This window comes from Chitinophaga flava (assembly GCF_003308995.1).
Lineage (GTDB): Bacteria > Bacteroidota > Bacteroidia > Chitinophagales > Chitinophagaceae > Chitinophaga > Chitinophaga flava.
The window spans coordinates 3,812,512-3,830,530 of the sequence record NZ_QFFJ01000002.1 but is presented as its reverse complement, the minus strand read 5'-3'; the positions used below and the strand labels follow the sequence as shown (position 1 = coordinate 3,830,530).

The 18,019-nt window shown below is 45.7% G+C and carries 22 protein-coding genes; 16 read left to right on the top strand and 6 right to left on the bottom strand.

What is annotated here, in order from left to right; all coding sequences use genetic code 11:
• The first annotated feature begins 128 nt into the window (after nt 1-128).
• Together DF182_RS30385 and DF182_RS30380 are read left to right on the top strand one after the other, a co-directional pair.
• Nucleotides 129-1,133 (top strand): DHH family phosphoesterase, encoded by a 1,005-nt coding sequence (locus DF182_RS30385; protein ID WP_113619510.1) that lies wholly within the window; start codon nt 129-131, stop codon nt 1,131-1,133.
• Nucleotides 1,134-1,173: 40 nt separating this feature from the next.
• Nucleotides 1,174-2,067, top strand: a complete 894-nt coding sequence (locus DF182_RS30380; protein WP_113619509.1) for an FKBP-type peptidyl-prolyl cis-trans isomerase — start codon at nt 1,174-1,176, stop codon at nt 2,065-2,067.
• Between the two features lie 104 nt (nt 2,068-2,171).
• On the opposite strand, the gene DF182_RS30375 is transcribed toward DF182_RS30380, so the two are convergent.
• Genes DF182_RS30375 through folP form a run of 3 tightly spaced genes read right to left on the bottom strand, consistent with a single transcriptional unit; the run spans nt 2,172 to nt 4,292 of the window.
• Complete coding sequence (locus tag DF182_RS30375; protein ID WP_113619508.1) at nt 2,172-2,564, bottom strand: thiol-disulfide oxidoreductase DCC family protein; 393 nt, start codon at nt 2,562-2,564, stop codon at nt 2,172-2,174.
• 31 nt (nt 2,565-2,595) lie between these two features.
• On the bottom strand, nt 2,596-3,408 hold the full coding sequence (locus DF182_RS30370; protein WP_113619507.1) for a diadenylate cyclase: 813 nt from the start codon (nt 3,406-3,408) through the stop codon (nt 2,596-2,598).
• 20 nt (nt 3,409-3,428) lie between these two features.
• Nucleotides 3,429-4,292 carry a dihydropteroate synthase gene (gene folP / locus DF182_RS30365; RefSeq protein ID WP_113619506.1) on the bottom strand — a complete coding sequence of 288 codons (864 nt, stop codon included), beginning with the start codon at nt 4,290-4,292 and terminating at the stop codon, nt 3,429-3,431.
• A 165-nt stretch (nt 4,293-4,457) separates the two neighbouring features.
• On the opposite strand from folP, the gene DF182_RS30360 reads away from it, so the two are divergent.
• The 7 genes from DF182_RS30360 (at nt 4,458) to DF182_RS30330 (ending at nt 9,556) form a co-directional block, all read left to right on the top strand.
• Complete coding sequence (locus tag DF182_RS30360) at nt 4,458-4,994, top strand: DUF1599 domain-containing protein (protein WP_113619505.1); 537 nt, start codon at nt 4,458-4,460, stop codon at nt 4,992-4,994.
• Between the two features lie 47 nt (nt 4,995-5,041).
• Complete coding sequence (locus DF182_RS30355; RefSeq protein WP_113619504.1) at nt 5,042-6,124, top strand: BT_3928 family protein; 1,083 nt, start codon at nt 5,042-5,044, stop codon at nt 6,122-6,124.
• A gap of 6 nt (nt 6,125-6,130) precedes the next feature.
• Nucleotides 6,131-7,183 carry an ABC transporter permease gene (locus DF182_RS30350; protein WP_113619503.1) on the top strand — a complete coding sequence of 351 codons (1,053 nt, stop codon included), beginning with the start codon at nt 6,131-6,133 and terminating at the stop codon, nt 7,181-7,183.
• Nucleotides 7,184-7,460: 277 nt separating this feature from the next.
• Complete coding sequence (locus tag DF182_RS30345; protein WP_245957610.1) at nt 7,461-7,967, top strand: RNA polymerase sigma factor; 507 nt, start codon at nt 7,461-7,463, stop codon at nt 7,965-7,967.
• The gene (locus DF182_RS30340; RefSeq protein WP_113619501.1) at nt 7,957-8,469 is read left to right on the top strand and encodes a hypothetical protein; all 513 of its coding nucleotides are present in this window, start codon (nt 7,957-7,959) and stop codon (nt 8,467-8,469) included. The genes DF182_RS30345 and DF182_RS30340 overlap by 11 nt, the downstream gene beginning before the upstream one ends.
• A 40-nt stretch (nt 8,470-8,509) precedes the next feature.
• Complete coding sequence (locus DF182_RS30335; protein ID WP_113619500.1) at nt 8,510-9,025, top strand: DUF4252 domain-containing protein; 516 nt, start codon at nt 8,510-8,512, stop codon at nt 9,023-9,025.
• Nucleotides 9,026-9,043: 18 nt separating this feature from the next.
• Entirely contained in the window at nt 9,044-9,556 is a 513-nt protein-coding gene (locus DF182_RS30330) for a DUF4252 domain-containing protein (protein ID WP_113619499.1), read from the top strand.
• 3 nt (nt 9,557-9,559) lie between these two features.
• Here DF182_RS30330 and DF182_RS30325 read toward each other — a convergent pair whose 3' ends face one another.
• Both DF182_RS30325 and recF read right to left on the bottom strand, forming a co-directional pair.
• The gene (locus tag DF182_RS30325) at nt 9,560-9,847 is read right to left on the bottom strand and encodes a DUF721 domain-containing protein (protein ID WP_113619498.1); all 288 of its coding nucleotides are present in this window, start codon (nt 9,845-9,847) and stop codon (nt 9,560-9,562) included.
• A gap of 117 nt (nt 9,848-9,964) precedes the next feature.
• Nucleotides 9,965-11,044 carry a DNA replication/repair protein RecF gene (gene recF / locus DF182_RS30320; protein WP_113619497.1) on the bottom strand — a complete coding sequence of 360 codons (1,080 nt, stop codon included), beginning with the start codon at nt 11,042-11,044 and terminating at the stop codon, nt 9,965-9,967.
• Between the two features lie 210 nt (nt 11,045-11,254).
• On the opposite strand from recF, the gene pdhA reads away from it, so the two are divergent.
• From pdhA to DF182_RS30285, 7 genes are all read left to right on the top strand, one after another.
• Nucleotides 11,255-12,265, top strand: coding sequence for a pyruvate dehydrogenase (acetyl-transferring) E1 component subunit alpha (pdhA, locus tag DF182_RS30315; protein WP_245957607.1), 1,011 nt, complete (start codon nt 11,255-11,257; stop codon nt 12,263-12,265).
• 109 nt (nt 12,266-12,374) lie between these two features.
• A complete protein-coding gene (locus DF182_RS30310) occupies nt 12,375-13,073 on the top strand; it encodes a tetratricopeptide repeat protein (protein WP_113619496.1) in 699 nt (232 codons plus the stop codon).
• Nucleotides 13,074-13,149: 76 nt separating this feature from the next.
• The gene (gene ribH, locus DF182_RS30305) at nt 13,150-13,653 is read left to right on the top strand and encodes a 6,7-dimethyl-8-ribityllumazine synthase (RefSeq protein WP_113619495.1); all 504 of its coding nucleotides are present in this window, start codon (nt 13,150-13,152) and stop codon (nt 13,651-13,653) included.
• Between the two features lie 90 nt (nt 13,654-13,743).
• A complete protein-coding gene (locus DF182_RS30300) occupies nt 13,744-14,463 on the top strand; it encodes a (Fe-S)-binding protein (protein WP_113619494.1) in 720 nt (239 codons plus the stop codon).
• A gap of 18 nt (nt 14,464-14,481) precedes the next feature.
• Nucleotides 14,482-14,892, top strand: coding sequence for an EVE domain-containing protein (locus DF182_RS30295; RefSeq protein ID WP_113619493.1), 411 nt, complete (start codon nt 14,482-14,484; stop codon nt 14,890-14,892).
• Nucleotides 14,893-14,989: 97 nt separating this feature from the next.
• Entirely contained in the window at nt 14,990-15,853 is an 864-nt protein-coding gene (locus DF182_RS30290; RefSeq protein ID WP_113619492.1) for a DUF4349 domain-containing protein, read from the top strand.
• 27 nt (nt 15,854-15,880) lie between these two features.
• Nucleotides 15,881-16,558 carry a Sir2 family NAD-dependent protein deacetylase gene (locus tag DF182_RS30285; protein WP_113619491.1) on the top strand — a complete coding sequence of 226 codons (678 nt, stop codon included), beginning with the start codon at nt 15,881-15,883 and terminating at the stop codon, nt 16,556-16,558.
• Between the two features lie 83 nt (nt 16,559-16,641).
• Here DF182_RS30285 and DF182_RS30280 read toward each other — a convergent pair whose 3' ends face one another.
• Entirely contained in the window at nt 16,642-17,970 is a 1,329-nt protein-coding gene (locus DF182_RS30280; RefSeq protein ID WP_113619490.1) for a saccharopine dehydrogenase C-terminal domain-containing protein, read from the bottom strand.
• Between the last annotated feature and the right edge of the window lie 49 nt (nt 17,971-18,019).

Here is an 18,019-nt window from a genome sequence, read left to right as displayed (position 1 = left end):
AGTAATTACATTTTCTTTAGTGGTAAAAAATTTTGAAATTCTGCATCAAATAAAGATCTTCGCACTTCGTTTTCTGTTGCAATTTATTGGTTGTGACCAGAAATTACTCTTAACATTACAGTTTTTGAATGAAGTCGATCGAGGAAATTAAACCTTTACTGGAAAATCCTAAGAAAGTGGTAATAACGATGCATCAGAAACCTGATGCGGACGCAATGGGATCTTCACTGGCATTATACCACTATCTGGTACAAAAAGGCCACCAGGTGACGGTAATATCTCCTACCAATTTTCCGGATTTTTTAAAATGGATGCCCGGAGCGGACAGTGTGATTGATTTTGAGTCTTCTACCGACAAAGCACTGGAAGCACTGAAAGGTATTGAACTGCTATTCTGTCTGGACTTCAATGCATTGTACCGCACCAAAAATCTGGCGCCCCACCTGGAAAATCTCAACTGTATCAAAATACTGATTGATCATCACCTGGAGCCTCATCCCAGTTTTGATTACGGTGTCAGCGATACTTCCGCCAGTTCCACAGCACAGTTGGTTTATGAAACCATCTACAAGCTGGGAGACGAGCGGTTTATCAATCTGAACATTGCCGAGTGCATCTACGCCGGAACGGTAACCGATACCGGATCCTTCCGTTTTGCCTCTACTACTGCCCGCGTTCACCGGATGGTAGCAGACCTGATGGACAGAGGATTGAAGCATGAACTGATCCATCAGGAAATATATGATAACTTCCTGGAAAACCGCCTCCGCTTCCTGGGCCACAGCCTCCTGAACCGGATGGAAGTATTCTATGAGTTTAATACGGCTATGCTCGCCATCCCTTATTCCGACCTGAAACGGTTTGACCTTCAAACCGGTGATACAGAAGGACTGGTAAATTTCCTGCTTTCTATCCAGGGCATTAAGATGGCTGCGTTGATCATTGACCGTAACTCAGAAGTGAAATTGTCTTTCCGCTCCAAAGGCAACTTTGATGTAAACACTTTTGCCCGGAAATACTTCGACGGAGGAGGACATTTCAACGCCTCTGGCGGCAGAAGTACCGATTCTTTGGAGAAAACAGTGAACCGATTTATTAAGGCAGTAGAAGAAAACGAAACACTTTTGCAATAGTATAACTGTTACTAAGTATATCAACTACTAATACAATCAAATGAAAAGAAACAATCAGTTATTAGTTGCAGCGTTAGGCTTATTGATAGCCAGCTGCGGAACAGGTGTTAAAAAAACACCAGGCGGTATTGAATATATCGTTCACAAATCCGGCAGCGGAGCACAACTGAAGCTGGGAGATACCGCCCTGATGAATGTGACTCAGCGCATTAACGACTCTATCCTGGGTGAATCCCGTAAAATCGTGGGAGCTGCTATTCCCGTACTGATTTCCAAACCTCAGAACAAGTACGACCTGATGGAAGGTCTGGCCCTCCTGCACGAAGGTGACAGTGCTACTTTTGTAATTCCCTGGGATTCATTACCAGCTAACGAGCGTCCTCCGTTCGGTAAAAAAGGCGACAAGCTGAAAATCACTTTCGCAGTTGAAAATAAATTCTCTGCTGCAAGCCAGAAAGAGAAAGATGAGAAAGCGATCAAGGAATACATGGAGAAAAACAAAATCAACGCTACTAAAAACCCTGATGGTGTATACATCGCTGTTACCCAGGAAGGTACCGGCAGCACACCTAACGCAGGTGACACCGTAGTAGTACACTATACTGGTAAACTGACTTCCGGTAAAGTATTTGACTCCAGCCTGGATTCTACTCTGCGTCCTGGTATGCCTTTAGAACCTATCAAATTCCCAATTGGCCGTGGTTTCGTAATCAAAGGCTGGGATTCTGGTCTGAGCGGACTGAAAAAAGGTTCCAAAGCTACCCTGCTGATTCCTTCTACACTGGCTTACGGTTTACAAGGTAGCCCTCCGGCAATTCCTGGTAACTCTATCCTGGTGTTCGACGTTCAGCTGGTTGATATCAAACCTGGTGCACCAGAACCAGCAGCTCCGGTAGCAGCTACTCCTGCTCCAGCTCCTGCTAAGAAGAAGTAATTACCCTGCCTCCGGCAGATAAATTATAAAGCCTCATTATTAAACTGTTGATGTTTAATAATGAGGCTTTTAGTTTGGCGTTTTCCGAAAGGCCTGCCTGGAAATTATTGCAGAAACCTACCCCTGATTTCAGGGGTAGGTATCATACAACTGTCTTTTTTTCCGAACCAACGGTAACGGTTACGCGCAACAAGAGAATAAACAGCATCGCGGATAAAGCGGGGTATTATAATGAAGGCATACATTCCTCTCCAGGGAAAGGGGAGTTGCCTGGCTACCCGGAGGGCTGCCGTACTTTTCGTATACACTTTTCCGTTTTGTACCAGTACAAACGTCTCCAGCCGGCTGGTGTCGAAATGGAGAGATGTACCTAATGCCACAGCAGTTTCTGATTGTAAAGGGGCAAAACGAAAGCGCCCTTGCCGGTCATGACGGATCACGAAATTGATGCTGGCATTACAGAAATTACAAACCCCGTCAAATAAGATAATGTCCATCGGTTGTCATTGTGGCGTTCACGTTATATGCTCATGCATAACCATCAATCAACACTTCATACAGTTTTACTTTAAGGTCTTCGAGTGAAACCTCGGTCACCAGATTACCGTCCTGCGCGTAGGAAATGGTACCTCTTTCTTCCGAAACGATGATGGCCAGGTTGTCACTGTGCTCAGTGATACCTACTGCAGAGCGGTGGCGCAGACCTACTCTTGTAGGCAGATTGGGATTTTCCGAAACGGGCAGGATTACTTTAGCTGCCAGTATTTTATTGCCTACAATGATCAGGGCACCGTCGTGCAGGGGACTGTGTTTTTCGAATATACTCTCGATCAGTTTGGAACTAACGTTACCATCAATGGGAATGCTGGAAGCGGTGTCAAACTTCAGACGGTAGGTGGTGGCAATTACGATCAGGGCACCGGTATAGGTGGCCTGCATGTGGCTCACAGCTACTATCACCTCATTAATAATATTTTCTTCGTCCTTATAGCTTTTAAATTTGTCGGGCAGGAACAGTTTGGTCAGAAAACTGTCTTTGCTTAAAGGGGTCTTCTTGCCAAGTACCAGCAGGAATTTGCGGATCTCCGGCTGAAAGATAATAATGATGGCGATGATGCCCACATTAATAAAGTTCTGGAGGATGCTGGTGAGAATAGGCATCTGCAGAGCCCTGACCAGAAAAAAAACAGCATATACCATCAGAAGCCCGACAAAAATATTGAAGGCCAGGCTACCTTTTAATAAACGATACAGTTGAATGATTAAAAAAACGACTATCAGCAGGTCCAGTACGTTCAGCCAGCGAAACTCATATCCATATAATTGTATTACTTCCTTCATAATTGTAAAAATAGTAAGATTTAATTGCCTTTCATTTTCTCTGTAATCCTGACTGCTTCCACCGCTGCTTTTACATCATGCACCCTCAGTATGTGGGTACCATGTAGCAACGCAATGGTGTTGAGTACTGTTGTCCCATTTAATGCTTCAGAAGGACTAATATTTAAAAACTTGTGAATCATTGATTTGCGGGAAATGCCAGTAAGTACTGGCGTCCCCAGTATCTGATGAAAGAGCGAAAGATCTTTCATCAGTGCATAGTTATGTTCCAGTGTTTTCCCGAATCCGAATCCGGGGTCGGCAATAAAATCGCGGATCCCGGCTGCCCGGCATTCGGCCAGTTTTTTTGCCATATAGTCGAGTACATCCTGCACCACATTTTCATAATGAGGCTTCTGTTGCATGGTAGCGGGTTTACCCTGCATGTGCATGGCAATGTAAGGGACCTTCAGTCGGCCGGCTACGGGTATCATGTCTTTATCCAGGTCACCTGCGCTGATATCGTTGATGATGGCGGCGCCGGCGTGTATGGTTTTTTCCGCTACTGCGGCATACCAGGTATCTATAGAGATGATAGCCTGCGGGTAACGGTTTAAAATAGCATGAATAGCTGGTAACAACCGTTCCAGCTCTTCTTCCGGTCCTATCAGGGTAGCGCCGGGTCTGGTGCTCTGTGCGCCAAGGTCAAGGATCGCAGCTCCTTCCTGCAGATGTTGTCCGGCTTTCTCTACCACCTGATGCAACTCATGCATTCTGCTGCCTTCATAAAAGGAATCTTCTGTTACATTGATGATGCCCATTACTACCGGCCTGGCAAGTGAAAGTAGTTGCCCCCGGCAGTTAATAGCAGGTTCCGTTAGGGTATTGATATGGTGTGATCTCATTTAATGGTTTTTATTCTTTATTTTGCCACCTGAATCGCTGTTCACAAATTTAAGTAATGCAAAATAAAGGAATTACGCATGCAAAGGAACAAAGAAGACAAAGTTTGACAAGGACTTTATATGCCTTCCTCTCCCTGATATGCACGATTCCCTGTCAATAGGATCATGAGTACATTAGCACAATACGAAGCCGCTATCGCTGGCTGCAAAGACATCTTCCTGAAAAAAACAAAAGATTACGGCACTTCCTGGCGGGTGTTACGTCCCATTTCAGTGGTAGACCAGATTTTTATCAAAGCCCAGCGTATTCGTAATATACAGGAGATCGGCGCACAAAAAGTAGAAGACAATATTGAAGGAGAATTCAAAGGCATCGTAAACTATGGCGTTATCGGATTAATCCAGATGGAGCAGCACGGTAACCCCTATACGGATTTGCCTGTAGAAGAAGTAGAGAATCTCTATAATCATTATATTTATGAGATCAAAACGGTCATGGAGGCCAAAAACCACGACTATGGAGAAGCCTGGCGTGATATGAGCCAGGAGTCTTTTGTAGACCTCATCCTGACCAAATTGCTGCGCATAAAACAGATCCTGCGTAACCAGGGACAAACACTGATATCAGAAGGAATAGATGCCAACTATGTGGATATTGTAAACTATGCACTGTTTGCGCTGATCAAGATCAGCGAAGCATAACAAATGAAGTTATGGGCTAATTCATCACTTAACCATTAAACTATTTTATGAAAGTTATCCTGAACCTATTGCGGATTATTGTTGGAGTATTGTTTATTTTTTCGGGCCTGATCAAAGCCAATGATCCGCTGGGCCTCAGCTATAAGATGGATGAGTTTTTTGAGGTGCTGCATCTCACTTTTCTGTCACCCTATTCCCTGGCATTTTCTATCATCATGAATGCCTTCGAAATTATTGCCGGTGTAGCAGTACTGGTGGGCTATCGTATGCGTATATTCTCCGTACTGCTGCTGTTGCTGATCATCTTCTTCACTTTCCTTACAGGTTATGCCCTGTTCAGTGGCACCATCCGGGAATGTGGTTGTTTCGGAGACTGTATCAAACTGACTGCAGTGGAAACATTCTGGAAAGATGTGGCCCTGCTGGTGATGATACTGGTAATCTACTTTTTCCGTGGCCGTATACAACCATTATTCAAAGGAGCAGGCATCGTATTATTCATCGCTGCGGTGTTTTCATTTGGCGTACAATGGTATACCCTCAAACACTTGCCGTTTATCGATTGTCTCCCTTATAAAGTAGGCAACAATATCCCGGAAAAAATGAAACTGCCCCCGGGCGCTACTCCTGACGTATATGAGATGATATTTATCTATGAGAAGAATGGCGAGAAAAAGGAATTTACTGCCGATAACTATCCCTGGTCAGACAGCACCTGGAAGTTTGTGGACCGTAAAGACAAACTGATCAAAAAAGGTAATGCCGAACCAGCTGTGAAGGACTTTATTCTGACTGACCTCGACGGCGTTAACCAAACAGAGGCCATCCTGAGTGAAACCAAACCAGTATATCTCTTCCTGGTACAGAATGTTGAAAAAGCAGGAAAAGGATGGGATGATAAAATGAAAGTCCTGCAGCAAAAATGGAAAAACGGTGAAGTCCTGATATATGGTGTGTCTGCCTCTACCAAAGACCAGATCGCTGCCTTCGAAAAACAGCACGGACTGGAATTCCCCTTTGTGCAGATGGACGGTGTGGCCATTAAAACTGCCGGTCGCAGCAATCCATGTCTGATGCTGCTGGACAAAGGCACAATCAAAGGTAAATGGCATTATAACGATATTCCGTAAGCTTCTATGTTACGTTTTCTTCTCCGGAAAACAGGATATGGCCTGTTGGTATTGCTGGGTGTGGTGGTGTTGGTGTTCTTCCTGTTTAATGTATTGCCTGGTGATCCGGCCCGGCTTACTCTCGGACAGCGTGCCGACGTATCTTCGCTGGAAAATGTCCGTAAAGAATTGCACCTCGACCAGCCGGTGGGGGTGCAGTTCCTGCTCTATCTCAACGATCTTTCACCTGTAGGGGTGCATGAACAGGCCGATGCTGCAGAAAATCTGCACTATGTGACGCTGGCTCATCTGTCAGCCGGAAAAATACTGGTATTAAAAACTCCCTATCTGCGTCGTTCCTATCAGGGAAAAAAGCCGGTATGGGAGATCCTTACCGAAGCATTGCCTGGTACTTTATTGCTGGCCACTGCAGCGATGCTCTTTGCTACGGTGGTAGGAATAGGCTTAGGGGTACTGTCTGCGGTGAAACAAAATACCTGGATGGACACCAGTGCTGTTTTTGCCAGTGTGATCGGTATATCAGCACCGTCTTTCTTTGCCGGCATTGTGCTTGCTTATTTGCTGGGTTTTGTGTGGAGCGATTATACCGGTCTGCATATGACGGGCAGTCTCTTCGATGTAGATCCATTTAAGGGGAGGGTGCTCAACCTGCGCAATCTGATACTGCCTGCGATCACATTGGGTATACGACCGTTGGCCATCATCGTGCAGCTGACGCGCAGTGCCATGCTGGACGTACTGCACCAGGATTATATCCGTACGGCTTACGCCAAAGGACTTTCCCGTTCCCGGGTGATCTGGCATCATGCACTCCGCAATGCACTCAATCCGGTTGTTACCGCGATCACCGGCTGGTTTGCCGAACTGCTGGCAGGTGCTTTCTTCGTAGAGTACATCTTTGGCTGGAAAGGAATCGGAAAAGTTACCGTGGATGCGCTGGACAAATTCGACTTCCCGGTAGTGATGGGCGCGATCCTGTTTACCGCCGGAATTTTTGTATTAGTCAATATCCTGGCTGATATGCTTTACTCCGTGATTGATCCTCGTATTAAATTATAATTATTTAGATCCCAGGGCTGAAGCCCTGGGCTATTTTTTGAGGGAAATGACGGTGCTTTTAGAAGAATTGCGAAGCCACTATTAAATATTATACTTATTGTAAGTTGATTATATATAATATAAAAATATAATTAATAGAAAAAATTTATTTCCTCCAACAGCTGTAAAACCAATTTTAGCCCAGGGCTTCAGCCCTGGGAATTTTTTTTTAAGATTGTTGTAACATCGTATTTGCTGAGTCGTCTTCTTATTACAAAACGCAATATTCCGCATGTCAATGGACTTATTTCTTACGCAGGTAGTTCCCGTCAGGCAAAAGCTTTATCGCTTTGCCTACCGCCTGCTGGGTAATGAGGAGGATGCACAGGATGTGACCCAGGATGTGCTGATGAAGGTCTGGAGCCAGCAGGAGAAAATGACTGAACTGCAGAACATGGAAGCCTGGTGTATGCGGATTACGCGTAACCTGGCGCTGGACAAGATCAAATCGAAGAAGTATCGCCTGGCCGACGAACTGGACAGGGCTGGTGAAGTGCCGGCTACACAGCATAGTCCGCATGCCATAGCGGAAAAAAACGATGTAATGATCAAAGTAAGACAGGTAATCAGTGAATTACCGGAGAAATACAGGACCATCATCCAATTAAGGGATATGGACGGTTATTCCTACCAGGAAATTGCGGATATCCTGGAGCTGGATATGAATGAGGTAAAGGTTAACCTGCACAGGGCACGCAAAGCGGTGCGGGAGAAACTGCAAAACATACAGGTATATGGATTATAACGAAATCATCGTACTACTGGAAAGGTATTGGGAAGGAGAAACCTCTCTGGAGGAGGAAGCGCTGCTACGCCGGTTTTTCAGCGAGCCACATCCTGACATGCCGGAGGCTTTACAGGAAGCAGCCCCTTTATTTAGTTATTTCCAGGAAGAAATAGAACGGGAGTATGTAATGCCTGAAAAGCCGGAACAGGTGCCGATACCTGTTGCGACTACCGCTAAAGTGGTGCAGTTGTCGCCTTTCCGGCACTGGATGAAATATGCAGCCGTGCTGTTGATGGCGGTGGGCATGGGATATGCGATGAAGCAGCATCAGCGGCAGGAAATGAAAGCCCGTATTGTGGCTGCACAACAGCTGAAGATGGAGGAAGAAGCCCGGTTAGCCTATATGGAAACCAAAAAAGCCTTGCAGCTGCTGGCCAAAAACCTGAATAAGGGAACAGACAAAATGCAGAAGCTGGCCTATTTCAATGAAGCCGCCGGTTTTATAGAAAGTTCTAATTAATCAAAGGCCTATTTTAAAACCTGATATAAATTTTAAAACAATGAAACGTTCACTTTTATTGCTGGTAGCGGTTTTTGCCAGTCTGCACCTCTCAGCGCAGAGTAGTATAGACCGCTTTTTCCAGAAGTATGAAAACGACCGGAACTTTACACTGGTCAGTATCACTCCTAAAATGTTCTCCATGTTTTCCAAACTGGATCTTAACGATCCGGATTCCAAAAACCTGATGAGGGTGATACAGAAACTCAAAGGGCTGCGTATCCTGGCTAAGGAGAACACCAGAGATGGGCAGCGTCTGTATAAGGAAGCCGCCGTTTTCCTGACTTCAGATTTTGAAGAACTGATGACGGTGAGGGATAAAGACAGCGACCTGAAATTTATGGTGAAAGAAAACAGTCGTGGCAGCATCAACGAGCTGATTATGCTCGTAGGCGGCAACAATGAGTTTCTGGCCATGAGTCTTGTTGGGGACATTGATCTCAACGAAATATCACAGATTGCCAGCTCTGTCAATATTCAGGGTATGGACAAACTGAAAAATCTGAAAAAGAAATAATCCTTAAATCCAGAACCCATGAAATCATTATTGTTTGGTTGTTGTCTGATGATTGCCGGCACTTCAGTGACCATGGCGCAAGACAAATCACTACGTGAGTTTCGTAAAAACTACCGGGGTAAGGCAGAAGTACATAGCATCAGTGTAGGCTCCATTCCGTTGCGTTTCTCAGCCTGGGTGCTGAAATTTGGTGAAGCCGGCGATGAAGATGTAAAGCAGGTACGTCAGCTGCTCAGAGGCGTCCGTAAAGTAAAACTGCATACTATCGAAAACCCCGAGGGCCTCAACATTACCAACAGTGATGTAGAAGCATTAAAACAAAAGTTGCAGACCAAAGATCATTTTGAGACCCTGATGGAAGTAAGGGAAAAAGGAAATATGGTACATGTGCTCAATAAAGGAAAGGATGATGAGCTGGGCCATGTGGTAATGCTGGTTCAGGAAGAAAATGAATTCCTGATGGTAAACCTGCAAACTAATCTCAAAATAGAAGATATCAACCGTCTTATCCGTCAGTTCGCTTCCAACTGATTATTATCTGATCATCACTTCCTTGACAATATTCTCCCCCAGCGTTTCATTCACCAGTTTGATGATCTTGTCTTTAGAGTAAGTTAATTCCTGTTTTAAGGGTGCTACAGTAGTGGTTATGATAAGCTTATGGTCTATCAGCTGGATGCTTTGTGTGTAGCGCGCAATGGTTTTACCCATTATTTTTTCCCAGTTTTCCTGAATTCTGACTTCAGTAAGACGGGGTTTGAGCCTGCTTTTGTTCATAAATTCCCGAAGGGCATCTCCTATACTGGTAGTTCCGTGGCGCATGGGGGCGAAGCTATGAAATATTTAGGGATATTTTGATTTGGTTATTTAGGGATTTTATCACTGAGGGATTGTGTTTTTCAAATCCCGCCATCCCAAAATTCCCCAATCAAAAAATCCCTAAATTTTGAGGAGTTGAATGGTTTGTCCGGTAGCCTCAAAACTATGTTGAAGTCTTTCGGCATGTGTATCTGTAATAAACACCTGGCCATAGGAATCACTTGCCACGAGGGAGATGAGCCGCATCACCCTTTCCTGGTCAAGTTTTTCGAACACATCGTCGAGAAGAAGGAGGGGAGCAAATTGTTTATGCTGTCTGATGACTTCAAACTGGGCCAGCTTCAGGGCGAAGAGGAAGCTCTTACGTTGTCCCTGGGAGGCACTGTTTTTCATGGGGTGTTCATTGAGGAGGAAGAGGAGGTCATCACGATGAATGCCGGCAGTAGTGCGTTGCAGTTGCAGGTCCTTGTACCGGGCAGTATTCAGCTGAGTGGCGTAGTCTTCTTCCTGCAGGGTGCACTGATAGCGGATATTGACGATTTCATGGGTGCCGGAGATAAAATCGTATAGTTGTTGTACCTGCGGAATGAAAGCGGTGAGGAAGGCCTTCCTTTGTTCAAATACGGGAATGCCATGTTGTACCAGTTGCTGGTCGAAGACGTCCAGGAGGCTATCCTGGTGTTGTCCGGTCGCAGCGATATTTTTAAGCAGGCTGTTACGCTGCAGCAGTATTTTCTGGTATACGATGAGATGCTCGAGATAGTCAGGGTAGAGCTGAGACAGGAGAGTGTCCAGCCATTTGCGGCGTTCTTCGCTGCCGCCAAGGATGATTTCGGCGTCGTCGGGGGCTATCATGACGGCTGGGAACTGGCCTATGTGCCGGGAAAAGCGGTCGTATTTTTCATCGTTGAGGGATACTTCCTTTTTCCCGTCTTTAACGGTGCAAACGATTTTTTCTTCCTGGCCCTGTTTTTCGAGGAGGCCTTCTATGCGGAAGCCATTGGTATGGTACTGGGTGTTCTGGCTTTCGCTGCTGGTAAAATAGCTACGGGTAAAGCAGAGATAATAGATGGCGTCGAGCAGGTTGGTTTTACCGGAACCATTTCTGCCGGTGATACCAACGATCCGTTGTTGAAAGCGGAAGTCCTGCCGGGTGTAGTTTTTGAACTGTACGAGTGATATTGTCTGTATATGCAGCAAAGAAAAAAGTTATGTGTAATTAATAATATGCAAATTCTGCAATATCTATAAGTGATAAAGATCCCTGTCCGGTGGGCCTTCTCACTCGGGAAACTGCAATTAAATGCAAAACTGTTTGAAATTGATGAATTTGCATAATTTAATAGTAATTGGATTTGATATTTACATTTTAGGATTTTCCTGTTATATTTGCCAACAAATTTAGAAAGAGTGCAAACTAAAACAGACGTGAAGACGAAATTCACCAAAGAGACATATCTGTACTGGTATGAATTGATGCTTTTGTTGCGCCGCTTTGAAGAAAAGACAGGCCAATTGTACGGAATGCAGAAAATTCGTGGTTTTTGTCACCTGTACATCGGACAGGAGGCAATTGCTGCTGGTGCGATCACTGCGACGAAGCCGGAAGATAAATTCATCACCGCGTACCGCGACCACGCTTTGGCTATAGCTAAGGGTATTTCTGCTAAGGCTTGTATGGCTGAGATGTTTGGTAAAGCAACGGGATGTTCAAAAGGTAAGGGAGGTAGTATGCACTTCTTCTCCAAAGAACACAACTTCTTTGGTGGTCATGGTATCGTAGGTGCACAGATCGGCACTGGCGCGGGCCTGGCACTGGCAGAACAATACCAGGGCACTGACAACGCTGTGCTGTGCTTCTTTGGTGATGGTGCTGCCCGTCAGGGTATGCTCCATGAAACCTTTAACATGGCAATGACCTGGAAGCTGCCTGTTGTTTTCATTTGCGAAAACAATATGTATGCAATGGGTACTTCTGTAGAACGTACTTCCAACGTATTGGATATCTATAAGCTCGCTGACGCTTACGAAATGCCGGCCGATTCTATCGACGGTATGAGCTGCGAAGCGGTACATGAAGGTGTGGAAAGAGCCGTAAAACGCGCACGCGAAAATGGTGGTCCAACCCTGCTGGAAATCAAAACATACCGCTACCGTGGCCACTCTATGAGTGATCCGGCTAAATACCGTACGAAGGAAGAACTGGAAGAGTATAAAGAAAAAGATCCGATCAGCGAGGTACTGAGAACCATTCAGAAGAACAAATGGGCTACTGAAGCAGAAATTGAAGCGATCCATGAACGCGTTAAACTGGAGGTGGAAGAATCTGTGCAGTTTGCTGAAGAGTCTCCATGGCCTTCTGATGATGAGCTCCTGAAAGACGTTTATGTTCAGGAAGATTATCCGTTCATCGTTGACTAAAGCTTAATAGACCGCAACAGTTAGCTTTTACCTTTGACCAAAAGGCGGAAGCTAACTGTTGTTCATTGATACCTATTAAATAACCAAGCAATCACAATTACCTTTTAAAATGGCAGAAACTAAAGATAAAGCCACCACACCGCAACCTGCAACAAATTTTGACCTGGAGAAGTCCATGCACAAAGCGGAAGACTTTTTCATTAAAAACAAAAACGTCATTACTATTGCATTGCTCGCAGTAGTAGTGGGCGTAGGCGGTTTCTTCGCCTATAACCATTTTGTTAAACAGCCCAACGAGAACAAAGCACAGGAAATGATTTTCCACGCACAGAACTACTTTGCTGTGGACTCCTTTAAACTGGCTTTGAACGGTGATGGCAATAACTATGGTTTCTTACAGGTGGTAAACAAATACGGCGGCACTAAAGCTGGTAACCTCGCAAAATACAGTGCTGGCGTATGTTACATCCGTCTGGGTGAATACCAGAAAGGTATTGACATGCTGAATTCCTTCAGCTCTGACGATCTGCTCCTGCAGCCTACTGCACTGGGTCTGATCGGCGACGCTTATATGGAACTCAACAAAACTTCTGAAGGTATCGAGGCTTACAAAAAAGCAGGTCACTACAATGATAATGAGCTGACTTCCCCTGTTTATCTGTTCCGCGCAGGCATGGCCCTGGAAAAAGCAGGTAAACCAGCAGAAGCCATCACTATCTATAAAGAAATTAAAAAGAAATTCCCTCTCACAAACGAAGGTCGTGAAATGGACAAATATTTGGCGAGACTGGGAGACGCGAATAACTAATCTATTTATGAATAACGGATTACGTGTGAGATTAACATCCGCCGTAATCCGTTCTTCGTAATTATAAATTGAATGTATGTCTGAGCACAATAAAAGCTTGTTAAATGATACTGGCATTCTCAACCTGGAGGATGCCAGTGTTGTTATGGTATATACCGAATGGAATGATACCATTGTGAATGAACTGGTAGCCGGATGTGAAAGGTCCCTGGAACAATATAAGGTGGCCAAATCCAATAAGATCATTGTACCCGGCGCTTTTGAAATCCCTTACGCCTGCAAGCAATACTGGGAGAACACCAAAGGTACCGGCAACCAGCCTGGCGCTATTATTGCGTTCGGTTGTGTGATCCGCGGAGAAACACCTCACTTTGATTACGTGTGTAAGGCTGTCACAGAAGGTATCCTGCAACTGAACCTTCAATTACCCGTTCCCGTTATATTCGGCATATTGACGGTAGATAATGAACAGCAGGCCCTTGACAGACTGGGTGGCGCTCATGGCCATAAAGGCGAAGAAGCTGCTATCACCGCATTGAAGATGATTTCATTACAAAGAGACCTGGCGAGAGGACTTTAGCACCAGACCAATGGTTGTCAGCCCTGCCGGTCCCGTTGTCAAAGAGTTTGCCGCTGAACAACTAAAGGTCAACCGCTAAATATTATTCAGATGAATGTACAGTTATTTATACCGTGTTTCGTAGACCAGCTGTTTCCTGAAACGGCCTTTAATATGGTGAAAGTGCTGGAGAAACTAGGGTGTAACGTGATGTATAATCCGGAGCAAACCTGCTGCGGCCAGCCAGCTTACAATGCCGGCTATCAGGACGAATGCAGGACCGTTGCTACCAAATTTGTGAAGGACTTCAAAACTTTCGACTACATTGTTGCCCCCAGTGGCTCCTGCACCGGTTTCGTTCGTAATTACTATAATAAACTGTTTGATAATTCAGCAGCACATAACGATGTGAAACTGTTGCGCAAAAACCTCTACGAATTCACGGAATTTCTGACGGAAGTATTACATGTGACAGATCTGGGCGCCACCCTCAACGGGGTAGGTACTTACCACGATGCCTGCGGAGCTCTGCGTGAATGTGGCATCAAGGAAGGCCCCCGGAAACTGCTGGAGAAAGTAAAAGGCCTGGAATTAAAAGAGATGAATGACTGTGAAGTGTGTTGCGGTTTTGGCGGTACCTTCTCCGTGAAGTTTGAACCCATCTCTATGGGTATGGGCGAACAAAAAGTCCACAACGCTGTCAACAGCGGAGCCGACTATCTCATCTCCACAGACCTTTCCTGCCTGATGCACCTGGATGGCTACATCCGTAAGCATGGTACCAATATTAAAGTGATGCATATCGCCGATGTACTGGCGAGTGGCTGGTAAAATCCAAAAACGTTACAAATGAACTATTGGCTTGTCAAATCGGAACCCTTCAAGTATTCCTGGGACCAGTTTGTGAAAGATAAAGTGACCTTCTGGGATGGTGTGCGTAATTACCAGGCACGCAACAACCTCAAGGCGATGAAAAAAGGAGACAAGGTATTGTTTTACCACAGCAACGAAGGCCTCGCCGTTGTAGGTCTGGCTACCGTAGCGAAAGAACATTACCAGGATCCTACCACGCCAGACCCGAACTGGGTTGTGGTAGATCTGAAGCCTGTCAAAGCGTTTAAAGTACCAGTAACCCTGGCACAAATGAAGACAGAGAAAAGGCTTGCAGAGCTCTCCCTGATCAGACAAGGCCGCCTGTCTGTATGCGACGTCACGAAAGAACAGTTTGACGTAATTATGGAAATGGGAGGCATGGAATAATACTTGTTTACCGGGCTGTTGATTTTTTTGGAACAGCCCGGTAATCTATTATGGAATTTTTCGCCTGGCTGCATCCTACCGGAAAATTCCGATTCCCATGAAGTACATAGTCCATCTCATCGTCGTATGCTTCCTGTTTTCCTGTGGTAAAACATCTTCCCCAAGTATCGCCAATCAGGCCTCAGCAATTGCTCAAAACGAAACGGTAGCTGCAGTGGCAGCAGAACGTCACGCTTTTGCAGAAAAGGAAGTCAAGAAAGACAATACCCCGCCTACACCCGCCGAGCCGGCATCCCAGAAAATTATTAAAACAGCAAGGATCAGTTTTGCCGTAGACGATTTTGCAGCTGCAAAAAAACGTATAGCCGATATCGTTAGTAAGACCGGCGGCTATCTGTCATCAGAAGTAGAGAGCCGCGGCAGTACAGAGTGGCGTAATCATCTGGAGATAAAAGTACCTGCCGCAGCATTTGATAGTTGTGTGGGAAGTCTTACCAGCGGCGTTTCCCGGCTGGACCAGAAAAACATCACTTCCCAGGATGTAACAGCAGAATATGTTGACCTCGATGCCCGCATGAAAACAAGGATAGCTACCGAACAACGTTATCTTGATATCTTGAAACAAGCCCGCAACGTAAAGGAAATACTGGAAGTGGAAGTGCAGCTGAAAACAATCCGGGAGGAGATTGAAGCGGCTAAGGGGCGTCTGCAGTATATCGATCATCAGGTGAGCTATAGTATTATCTATCTTGATTATTACCAGACTTTGGCGCTGTCTGCGCCGGAAGGTCCCGGTTTCCTGCAGCGGTCCTGGCTCTCGGTCCGTGAGGGCTGGAATAGCCTTCTGGGCCTCGCTATAGAAGCATTGGGCCTGTGGCCGTTTGTGCTGATTATCATTTTTATTTTTATATTTATAAAAAGGCGGCTGAAAAGAAACAGGAAACAAGCGATAACGTCCTGACAGCGCCTGGTTATTAAAACTATACATATGAAACCAAGATTAGTGGTGCTGACCGGAGCCGGCATCAGTGCAGAAAGTGGCCTCCGGACATTTCGTGACTCAGATGGCTTATGGGAAGGGTATGACGTATATGAAGTAGCTTCCCCCAAAGGCTGGGTAAAGAATCCCGGCCTGGTACTGGATTTTTACAATGTCCGCCGCCAGGACGTGAAGGCGGCTATGCCCAATGAAGCCCATATCGGGCTGGCAAAACTGGAAGAAAAGTATGACGTGCGTATTATCACACAAAACATAGATGATCTGCATGAAAGAGGTGGTTCTTCCCGGGTACTGCATTTGCATGGCGAGATTTTCAAGATGCGTAGTGTTACCAATGAACAGCTGGTGTACGACATCCACGAAGACATCCGGCTGGGAGATGTGGCAGCGGATGGAGGGCAGTTGCGCCCGCACATCGTGTGGTTTGGCGAGGATGTAACGATGATGAAACAGGCGGTGATGGAAGTGTTGTGGGCAGACATCTTTGTGGTAATCGGGACTTCGCTGCAGGTATATCCGGCAGCAAGTCTGCTGGACTATGTGAAGCCATATGTGCCCATTTATGTGATCGATAAAAAGATCCCGGAAGTAGAAACCAGAGGCCGGGTGGTGCGTATCGAAAAGCCCGCTACCTCAGGTGTGGCAGAACTCTTATCATTATTATAATTATAAAAAAAGCTCCCCGTTGACGGGGAGCTTGTCACAAGTCCTTCTTCTCCGTGAGAGTTCATCATAGGAAACAATAACTTCTACTCAAAACTTTCCTCAAAGCGGATATCGTGTTCTTCGAGTTCCTTTAATACCGGATTATATACTTCAGGCATCACTGGTATCTGCAGGCCAGTGAGCGTAATTTTCTCCTGTAGCAGTAGTTTGGCCATGATGCCAAGTGGCAGGCCGACAGTTTTGGCCATGGCAGTACGTATGTTGTCTTCTCCCTGCGCGATCATATAGCTGTGTATGCGTGTGGCCATATTACGGCGTTCGAATTCAATTTCGTGCATCATCACAATCATGTCTTTATCAGACGGCTCCATCTTCAGTTTATCTTCTACCAGATGTTGCAGAATGCCTGCATTGGTTTGTTCGCCCAGGTTGATGGTATCACCGTTGAGCAATCCGAGGAAACGCAGCTGGCGGATCACCTTTGCTTTGCTGCTGACGCCCAGGAATCTGGCCATCACTTCCTCGTGTCCGGCCTGTTTGTCGGCACCTTCGATATGTTGGGCGGCCCAGTCAAAGTAGGTGAGATGGTCGGTTTGTAGTTTATTGGTATCGTTGGTAAGGCCTAATTTGATGAGTGCATTCCAGCCTTCACAGAAATCCGGAAAGCGGAGTGTTGCCCGCATAAAGGTCGCAATATTTTCCAGTTTGTAGGATTCCATATATCCCAGGGAGTCGCGGTTGGGATAATAGGCTAGTTTGCCTAGTCCCGGTACCGGGATGGTTTTATTATGGTCAAAGAGTTGTTCGTAGGAAACTTCCCTTGTTTTGCCTTTTTCACGGTAGACGGCGCCGGAGCTGCCGGCCAGCACTACGTTGCGGGCGTTCCAGGAGATTTTGTACTGCCATGGATTATCGATACTGTCGGGGGAGATAAGGCCGCCGCAGTAGGATTTAAAGGAAAATATCTGTCCGCCTTTTTTCTCAATGGAATGAATGAGTTTCATGGCAGACATATGATCGATGCCGGGGTCGAGGCCCATTTCATACATGAACAGGAGGCCTGCTTTTTCGATGTCTTTTTCGAGTTTGCGTACTTCAGGGTCTATATAGGAAGCGGTGAGGAGGTTTTTTTTGAAATGGAGACAATCTTTTGCTACGATGATGTGCAGATGGGGAGGGAGCAGGGAGATAACGAGGTCTGTTTCCTGTATCAGTTGCTGCCTTGCAGCCTGGTCTTTGATATCGATAGCTGCCGGGGTGGCGTAATACGACTTGCCGGTTTTTGATTTGATTAGCATCAGGTCGTGGTCTGCGACAGTGAGATGCCATTTTTGTCTAGGGGCATTGGCCAGCAGATAATCGATCAGGCTGGTCGCCGATTTTCCGGCCCCAAACAACAGTATATTCTTCATAGTCTTCTTTAGAAAAGGTTAAGAATCAGGGGAATAACAGCATTTTAGA